This is a genomic window from Tateyamaria sp., from assembly GCF_059783535.1.
Genome location: NZ_JBYNDP010000135.1, coordinates 1285 through 9353, shown reverse-complemented (window position 1 = coordinate 9353; position 8069 = coordinate 1285). Strand labels below are relative to the sequence as shown.

The following is an 8069-nucleotide window of genomic DNA, read 5'->3' as shown; positions in this document are numbered from 1 at the left end:
ACCAAGGCCGGGATCTTGCCCACCGGGTTGGCCGCCTTCAGCGTCGCATCAGCGCCACCCGGCGCCGCCGTCACCTGCACGGTTTCAACATCGTTCGCCTGCCCTGTTTCATGCAGCAAAACCAGAACCTTACGCACAAAGGGGCTTGGCCCCGCCATCAACAGCTTCATCGCGATTCTCCGTGTGAGTTCGCGCGCAGCCTAGGCCCCGCGCATCAGGGCAGCAAGGATGCGCGTCTCCTGCCCCATGCCATAAGCATCCACATGATTTGCGGCACGCAAACGCACCTCATCCGGCTTGTTCTGGTTCAGCTTCCAGGTGCCATCGACGGCTTCGATGGTCATGCGACACGGCACAATCTGGCGCATCATTTTGTCCAGCACCTCGGGCGTCATCTTGTCGGTCTTCCAAGGCGCCTTGGGCAGCAACTGATCCTCAAAATGCTTTGACTGCCGATCCAGCATGTCGCGCATCTGCTCCTGCGGCAGCCGCTCGAGCGTACCTGTCAGATGGACGGCGATGTAGTTCCACGTGGGCACCTGATCATCCACACCATACCAGTCGGGCGAGATGTATCCGTCCGCCCCGCTCACGGCGATCTTGGCCTTCATCGGTGCTTTCAAGGCCCGCGCAATCGGGTTCGACCGGACAAGATGCAGGTCGAGCAGCGCGCCCGGTTCATCAATCAGAAAAGGGATGTGCGACATCATCGGCCCGTCTTCCCCGTTCACGGCCAACACGCCAAAGGCACGTTCGCGCGCGCAGGCGATGTTCCGGTCATCAGTCTCGGTATGAAAGATCGGGTTCGGGTGCATGGGCCTGGTCCGTGATACGTCGCGTTCCTCTTGCCTTGGGTGGCGTCACTTGGCAACCTGACGCTGTTCTCAGGGCGGGGTGAAATTCCCCACCGGTGGTATCTGCGCAAGCAGGAGCCCACGAGCGCCCCGCACCGCGGGGGTCCAGCAGATCAGGTGAAAGGCCTGAGCCGACGGTTACAGTCCGGATGAAAGAGAACGTGCATCGCCAGCGCCCAAACGGGTGCATTTGGCGCTGTGCGCAATCGCCTTGGGTGACGTGTCTGAACCAAAGGAGATTGATATGACACACACCCGCTTCGCCTTTGTCAAAGCCCAGTGGCACGCCGCCATTGTCGATCAGGCTTTGCAAGGTTTCACCGAAATTATCGCATCAAATCAAGTGGATGTCTTCGACGTGCCTGGTGCATTTGAAATGCCCCTGATGGCTCAAACACTTGCGGAAACAGGGCAGTATCACGCCATCGCCTGCGCGGCCCTGGTGGTTGATGGCGGCATTTACCGCCACGACTTCGTCGCGTCTGCCGTGGTCGATGGACTGATGCAGGTGGGCCTGAAAACCGGCGTGCCGATCCTGTCGGTCTCGCTCACACCCCACCATTTCCAGGAAACCCCGCATCACATGGGCATCTACGCTGATCACTTTGTGCTCAAGGGACGCGAAGCAGCCCAAGCCGCGCTTGGCATCGTGGATACGCGGCAATGCCTGCGCTCAGCGGCCTAGATAGGCACGCAGCGCTTCGGGCGGATCGGCCATAATTTCGGCCACGGCCCGGGGCGCCTCTGCCCGGCCCGCATCGACAAAGATCAGATCATCCGCCGATCGCTCCGCGTCCTCGGGCGCGTGGGTGATCATCAGAACCGTCGCCCCGGCATCCCGCGCCACTTCCGACGTCAGATCCAGCATCTCCGCACGCAGCGCAGGGCCCAAGGCAGCAAAGGGTTCATCCAGCAAAAGCAAAGGCTTGGCCTGCACCAACACCCGCGCCAGTGCGGCCCGGCTTTGCTGTCCGCCTGACACGTCGCCGGGTTTCCGATCCGCGAAGTCACGCAACCCAACCCGACCCAGCGCATCCATGACCCGCACCATTTCGGCTGCGCCCAACCGCAACGCAGGCCGTATGCCAAGCCCGACATTCTGCGCCAAGGTCAGGTGCGGAAACAGGTTCCCGTCCTGAAAAAGCATCGCGATGCCGCGCCGGTCAGGCGGTGCGTGGGTCACGTCCTGCCCATCCACCTCGATCCGCCCAGCGGCAATGTCGATATACCCACCCAAAGCATTCAGCAGAGTGGACTTACCCGCTCCTGATGGCCCGATCACGGCGACCCTGTGTCCCCGCGCCACGTCGAACTCCGCGCTCAGGGCAAAATCCCCCTGCGTGATCTGCAGCCCCTCAACCCGCAACATGCCGTCGCCCCCACGCATCACATATCCAGAACATCCCGAACGCCAACGCCACCAGAACCAACGCCGCGCCCGATGCCGCCTCGGTCCGATAGGCACCCATCAACCGGTACATTTGCAGCGGCAACGTTGCCACATCCGGGTCCGCGAACAACGCAACCACCCCAAGGTCCCCAACGCTCAACGCTGCGGTCAACCCGGCCGCAAACCCGATCTGCGGACGCAGCCGCGGCACCAGAACAATACGCCACAAGGCCATGCCACGCAGACCGACGCCCATGGTCAAACGGCCATAGTCTGTGATCACCTGCCGCATCGGTGGCAGCAGGATGCGCACCGCAAAGGGCAACGCCATCATCGCATTGATCAAAGCGGTCACGGGCAAAGCAAACGCCGTGGGCGACACATAAGGATAGATTAAGATGAACCATCCCGTCCCGATCATCAGAGGCGACGCGACGAGGCCCAACAACGTCAACGCCTCTGCCCCGCCCCACTTGACCTGCGCCAACCACGCCGCCATCGGCAGCGCTAGGACCAGCAAAACAACGGTGCTGACACAAGCGACCCAGATCGTCGTCCATGTCGCACTCAGTACGGAAAGGGGCATGTAAGACAGACCGACAAGACCAGACAGCGCGATAGACAGAAGCGGCAACAACAGGAATCCGGCGGCGAGCGTGATCCAGAACGCGTCCCCCCACGGGCTTGGCGTATCCCACCGCCGCACCGCCCGGTCGCGCCCGGTTTGTAGGGCGATGGGCGGCAATATCCAAAGGGCCAGCACCGCTGCAGCGCCCGCGACGGCCAGTTGCAGCAGGCTCAGCACCGCCGCGCGCCCAAGGTCGAAATCAAATTTGAACGCCTGATAGATGGCAAGCTCGATCGTCGTCGCCCGCGGCCCACCCCCAAGGGTCAGCGCCACCGCAAAACTGGTCAGACAAATGACAAAGATCAGGGCAAAAGCCCCCGGAACCACCTGCTGCAGGATTGGCCATTCGATGATGCGAAACACCATGCGTGGCGACAGGCCAAGCTGCCCCACCATGCGAAACTGCTCAGCCGGAACTGACTGCCAGCCCTGCAGGATCAGGCGCGTTGCCAGCGGCATGTTGAAGAACACATGGGCCAGAACAACACCATGCGCTCCATAGATCGACACGTCTGGCAATCCCAACAGGCCAAGCCCCGTGTTTAGCCAGCCATTGCGTCCAAAGATGGCAAGCAACCCCAGCACTGCGACAATCACCGGCAAGATGAACGGCGCGCCCAGCAAGGTCACCAACAGGGTATGGCCGGGCAACCGCCGCCGCGCCAACGCACGCGCCACCGGTACAGCCGACAACACGGAAATCAGCGCTGAGAGAAATGCCTGCCAAACGGTAAAACGGACCGCCTGCCATTCCGCAGCGCGCAGGCCAGTGGTGGCTTCAATCCGCTGGCTGATGCCGACAAAGGCGGCAATCACCACCGCGACGACAAAGGCCGCCGCGATGATGCCAACCCAAGGTCTTACTGGCTGAGCGCGGCGCGCCATGTCTCAATCGCGTCCGCTTGCAGGTCCGCCGCTTCGGTTTCCGAGTAGAACAAAACCTTCTCCGGCAGCGGCAGTTCCGACCAACCTTCGGGCCAATCCGCTTGCGGCAATGCCGATGGCAGCGACCAGTTGGCGGTTGGAATGATGGTCTGGAAGTCGCGCGACATCACAAAGGCCAGGAATTGATCCGCCAGTTCAGGCTGATCCGTTCCGGCAATCTTGCCCACGGTTTCGACCATAAAATAGTGACCTTCGGGGAAGATCGCCGCCTTCTTGGTGAAATCCTCTTCGGCAAACATGTGGTATGCGGGCGAGGTGGTGTAGCTCAGCACCATGTCCGCCTCGCCATCGGTGAAGAGGCCATAGGAGGCTGACCAGTCCTTGGTCACAGTCAGGATGTTGTCGGACAGCGATTCCCAAACCTCTGCCGAGCGGTCGCCATAGACCGACTGCACCCACAGCACGAGGGCCAAGCCGGAAATAGACGTGCGCGGGTCCTGAATGACGATCTTCACGTCATCGGGAAGCGCCAACAATTCCTCAAAGCTCGCAGGCGGCGCGTCCATGGTCGTTTCGTTGTAAATGAACGCCGTGTGGCCATAGTTGAACGGTAGGAATATATCATCGGTCCACTCAATGGGTAACGTCAGGGCAGAGTTATCCTGCCCATGCGGCGCAAACAGGCCGGTTGCGCGTGCCTTGGCCGTCACGTCCGACGTCAGGCCAATCACAACATCCGCCTTGGTCCGTTCGCCTTCCAGCAACAGCCGCGGGACCAGGTCACCCGTGGACCACTCCAGATCGCACGCGCAGATCTTTTCAAACTCCGTTTCGAGCGTTGGGCCGGGACCCCACTCGGACGTAAAATAGTCACCTGCATAAACAGTCAGAACAGGGGTGTCGGCCAGCGCCGTCGTAGCACCCAGCGCAGCGGCCAAGGTCAAAGCGTATTTCATCGCATCCTCCAATCAGAGAGGCGGCGGGATAAGGATCTTGGGATAAGCCAAACCTTCCCTCCGCCGGTGTTAACCGGTTCAGGTTCAACGGGTTCGCTTTATGCATCTCAGCCCTTACGGACACCCCGAGGTGAGCGCAGGTATAGGAGGGCACTCGCCAAGTGGCAAGCGCCCTCGCAATTCAGTCACGTTCTCTAAAAGTAGTGGTCCCGCCAACTGCCGTCATAGCGTCCACTGCGTAGGCAGCAGCGTTTGAACCGTTTGCCTGATCCGCACGGGCAAGGATCATTGCGACCAAAGCTTTTCGCGAAGTTCCACATCGCCCATGCACCATGCGATCACCGGTCTTGACCCGGGTCTCGGACGGGAACGAACGTCTGCGTTTAGAGATCACCTCGAAAGGAGGGGCGGTCCTGAGGATCAATGCGTTTTGCCATGTCAGCCTCCATCGGTTTTGCGTGGATCGCCCTGTTAGAATGTTGCAGCGTTCAAAACAACAGGTTTTCAACGGACTTGGCATCGCATCCTGCGCGGCGTATGTCCCCGTGAACCTTGTCGGAGCAGTCCCATGTCGATCAATAGTTTTGGCCATCTCTTCCGCGTGACCACGTGGGGCGAAAGCCACGGACCGGCGCTTGGCGCAACTGTTGACGGGTGCCCTCCGGGCATCGAGGTGGACGAGGCGATGCTTCAGCACTGGCTGGACAAGCGCAAGCCGGGCCAAAACAAGTACACGACCCAGCGGCGCGAACCCGATGCAGTGAAAATCCTGTCTGGTGTGTTCGAGGGCAAGACCACCGGCACGCCTGTCCAACTGATGATCGAGAACACGGATCAGCGCTCCAAAGATTACGGCGACATCGCGGAAAAGTTCCGCCCCGGCCACGCCGATATCACCTACTGGCAGAAATATGGCATCCGCGACTATCGCGGTGGTGGCCGTTCTTCAGCTCGCGAAACGGCAGCACGTGTGGCTGCTGGTGGCCTCGCGCGCGCGGCTCTCGACACTTTGGTGCCGGGGATCGAAATCAAGGGCTACATGACCCGTATGGGCGCCCATGAAATCGACCGCGCACAGTTCGATTGGGGCCAGATCGATCAGAACCCGTTCTGGGTGCCCGATGCGCAAGCGGCGGAGACTTGGGCCGACTACCTAGACGGTCTGCGCAAGTCCGGCTCATCCGTTGGTGCCGTGATCGAAGTCGTTGCGCGGGGCGTACCGGCAGGCCTCGGCGCGCCGGTTTATGGCAAGTTAGACACTGATCTGGCCGCCGGGATGATGAGCATCAACGCCGTCAAAGGGGTCGAGATCGGCGAAGGCATGTCCGCCGCCATGCTGACAGGCGAACTGAACGCAGACGAAATATCGATGGGACCTGATGGCCCCGAATATTCATCCAACCACGCAGGCGGCATCCTCGGCGGCATCTCGACCGGGCAAGACATCGTTGTACGCTTCGCCGTCAAACCAACCTCGTCCATCCTGCAAACCCGCAAGACGATCACCAAATCGGGTGAAGAGGCCGAAATCATCACCAAGGGCCGTCATGACCCATGTGTCGGCATCCGTGCCGTCCCTGTGGGCGAGGCGATGATGGCCTGCGTGATCCTCGATCACCTGCTGCTCGATCGCGGTCAGACGGGCGGCGTGCGCGGCCCCATCGGCTAGGCCAGCATCACACCAACTGAGCGGACGATATTATGCAGCGTGTCGTGATCAATCCGCGCGCGCGCCATGGTGCGCAGACCCACATATTGCGCAAGAACCATATCGGCCAAAGCACCGCGTTCGGCTTCGCTTAATGTCGCATGTCGGGGTGACGCGCCCAGCGCCACGTAAATACCATCGCGCAATGTGCCCAACCCGCGTGAGACAGATTTGGCAATTTCTTCATCATAGTTGCAGGGCCCGGCGGCAGCTGTGCACAACAGGCAACCCCGCGCGTCTCCCTCAACCACGTTTTGGTACGAACCCTTGAACATCGCCATGATGCGTTCGGCGCCGTTGGGAACGGCTGGATCGCTCAGCATCGCAACACCTGCTTCCACAGCTTGGGTTTCATACCGCTCCAACACTTTCAGAAAGAGTGTCTTCTTGTCAGTAAACGCCTTGTAGAGGCTTCCCCGCGTCAGCCCCATGCCATCCAGCAAGTCCGGCAGTGATGCGCCCTCATAGCCACGCTCCCAAAAGACGTGCATCGCCTTTTCAAGCGCGTCATCTGTGTCAAAGGATCTGGGGCGTGCCATGTGAAATCTCCGATATCTGAGCCTCAATATAGCATTCGGAACCAAATAGTCCAGAACTCACGCTTTTGTGTTTTGTACCGTTCAGTTCCAAATGCTATCCCTCAATTAGGAACCAATCAGTCCAAAACGGAGAGTGACATGTATAACTTCATTAAATCATTTGCCCTGACCCTCGCGATCGTACTCGGCTTTGCCGCCGCACCCGCATCTGCCGAAACCATCTCGACCGGGACATTCACAGGCGCATCGGACCACATCACAACCGGCGCGGTCGAAGTTATCAAGAACGCAGACGGCAGCCACACCATTGTACTGGGTGATGACTTCAGCCTCGATGGCGCACCTGACCCGCGCGTTGGCCTTGGCAAAGACGGCTTTTACAACGGCAACACCGACTCGGGCGTGCTGGGCAACCTGACCGGCGCACAATCCTTTGTCGTTCCAGCAGGCGTGGATGTGCCCGAGTTCAACGAAGTCTACATCTGGTGTGAAAAGTTCAGTGTTCCGCTTGGTGTCGCCAAACTGAACTGATCGGCTTGCCATTCCTCTCCCGACCCGACAAGGATCGGGGGAAATGAAAGCTCCCACAACTCAGAACAAACCCGGCACCGCCATCGCCTTGAAGCTGATGGCGGTGTTTTTGTTCATGGTCATGGCGGCCATGATCAAGGTGGCGACCCAAAGCGTGCCCGCAGGCCAGGCCGTATTCTTCCGGTCCTTGTTTGCCATGCCCATCATCGTCGCGTGGATCTGGAACACCGGAGAAATGCGCGAGGCTTTGACACCGAAGAACCTGACCGGCCACATCTGGCGCGGGTTGTTCGGAACAACAGCCATGGCCCTTACCTTTGGCGGTTTGGCTCTGTTGCCACTGCCAGAAGTCACCGCAATTGGTTATGCCACGCCGATGTTCACGGTCATCCTGGCCGCGATTATGCTGGGCGAAAAGGTGCGCCTTTTCCGTATCTCGGCCGTCGCTCTTGGACTGGTGGGCGTCATGATCGTGATCTGGCCACGCCTGTCGATTGATCCCGGTGCAGCCGGTGCAGCAGGCACTCTCGGTGCCCTCATGGTTTTGGGCGCATCCATCCTGCGCGCGTTGGTGCAAA

At 60.1% G+C, this 8069-nt stretch carries 11 protein-coding genes and 2 riboswitches; of the genes, 4 read left to right on the top strand and 7 right to left on the bottom strand.

Translation table 11 applies throughout. The features are described from left to right. Nucleotides 1-158 (bottom strand): glutathione S-transferase N-terminal domain-containing protein (locus AC6RA8_RS18705; protein ID WP_500354786.1); only part of this gene is annotated, 158 nt, incomplete at its 3' end. Nucleotides 159-200: 42 nt separating this feature from the next. Then, on the bottom strand, nucleotides 201-815 hold the full coding sequence (locus tag AC6RA8_RS18700) for an FMN-binding negative transcriptional regulator (protein WP_500354783.1): 615 nt from the start codon (nucleotides 813-815) through the stop codon (nucleotides 201-203). A 61-nt stretch (nucleotides 816-876) separates the two neighbouring features. Then, a riboswitch (FMN riboswitch) is annotated at nucleotides 877-1019 on the top strand. A 79-nt stretch (nucleotides 1020-1098) separates the two neighbouring features. Between AC6RA8_RS18700 and AC6RA8_RS18695 the strand changes: the two genes are divergently transcribed. Beyond that, nucleotides 1099-1539, top strand: coding sequence for a 6,7-dimethyl-8-ribityllumazine synthase (locus AC6RA8_RS18695; RefSeq protein ID WP_500354781.1), 441 nt, complete (start codon nucleotides 1099-1101; stop codon nucleotides 1537-1539). On the opposite strand, the gene AC6RA8_RS18690 is transcribed toward AC6RA8_RS18695, so the two are convergent. The 4 genes from AC6RA8_RS18690 to AC6RA8_RS18675 form a co-directional block, all read right to left on the bottom strand. Further along, nucleotides 1528-2223: a thiamine ABC transporter ATP-binding protein gene (locus AC6RA8_RS18690; protein ID WP_500354785.1), complete on the bottom strand. Its 696-nt coding sequence runs from the start codon at nucleotides 2221-2223 to the stop codon at nucleotides 1528-1530. The genes AC6RA8_RS18695 and AC6RA8_RS18690 overlap by 12 nt on opposite strands. Next, the gene (locus AC6RA8_RS18685) at nucleotides 2210-3757 is read right to left on the bottom strand and encodes a thiamine/thiamine pyrophosphate ABC transporter permease ThiP (RefSeq protein ID WP_500354779.1); all 1548 of its coding nucleotides are present in this window, start codon (nucleotides 3755-3757) and stop codon (nucleotides 2210-2212) included. Before AC6RA8_RS18685 ends, AC6RA8_RS18690 begins: the two co-directional genes overlap by 14 nt. Then, nucleotides 3733-4713, bottom strand: coding sequence for a thiamine ABC transporter substrate-binding protein (locus AC6RA8_RS18680; protein WP_500354777.1), 981 nt, complete (start codon nucleotides 4711-4713; stop codon nucleotides 3733-3735). The genes AC6RA8_RS18685 and AC6RA8_RS18680 overlap by 25 nt, the downstream gene beginning before the upstream one ends. A 38-nt stretch (nucleotides 4714-4751) precedes the next feature. Beyond that, nucleotides 4752-4851: riboswitch (TPP riboswitch) on the bottom strand. 56 nt (nucleotides 4852-4907) lie between these two features. Beyond that, nucleotides 4908-5033 (bottom strand): SEC-C metal-binding domain-containing protein, encoded by a 126-nt coding sequence (locus AC6RA8_RS18675; RefSeq protein ID WP_500354775.1) that lies wholly within the window; start codon nucleotides 5031-5033, stop codon nucleotides 4908-4910. A gap of 248 nt (nucleotides 5034-5281) precedes the next feature. Here AC6RA8_RS18675 and aroC point away from each other — a divergent pair, with 248 nt between their 5' ends. Further along, a complete protein-coding gene (gene aroC / locus AC6RA8_RS18670) occupies nucleotides 5282-6382 on the top strand; it encodes a chorismate synthase (RefSeq protein ID WP_500354773.1) in 1101 nt (366 codons plus the stop codon). Here the strand turns inward: aroC and AC6RA8_RS18665 are convergent. Next, a complete protein-coding gene (locus tag AC6RA8_RS18665; RefSeq protein WP_500354771.1) occupies nucleotides 6379-6960 on the bottom strand; it encodes a TetR/AcrR family transcriptional regulator in 582 nt (193 codons plus the stop codon). The two genes, aroC and AC6RA8_RS18665, sit on opposite strands and share 4 nt — an antisense overlap. Nucleotides 6961-7098: 138 nt before the next feature. Here AC6RA8_RS18665 and AC6RA8_RS18660 point away from each other — a divergent pair, with 138 nt between their 5' ends. Both AC6RA8_RS18660 and AC6RA8_RS18655 read left to right on the top strand, forming a co-directional pair. Continuing rightward, the gene (locus AC6RA8_RS18660) at nucleotides 7099-7491 is read left to right on the top strand and encodes a DM13 domain-containing protein (protein ID WP_500354769.1); all 393 of its coding nucleotides are present in this window, start codon (nucleotides 7099-7101) and stop codon (nucleotides 7489-7491) included. A 43-nt stretch (nucleotides 7492-7534) separates the two neighbouring features. Beyond that, nucleotides 7535-8069 (top strand): DMT family transporter (locus AC6RA8_RS18655; RefSeq protein ID WP_500354767.1); only part of this gene is annotated, 535 nt, incomplete at its 3' end.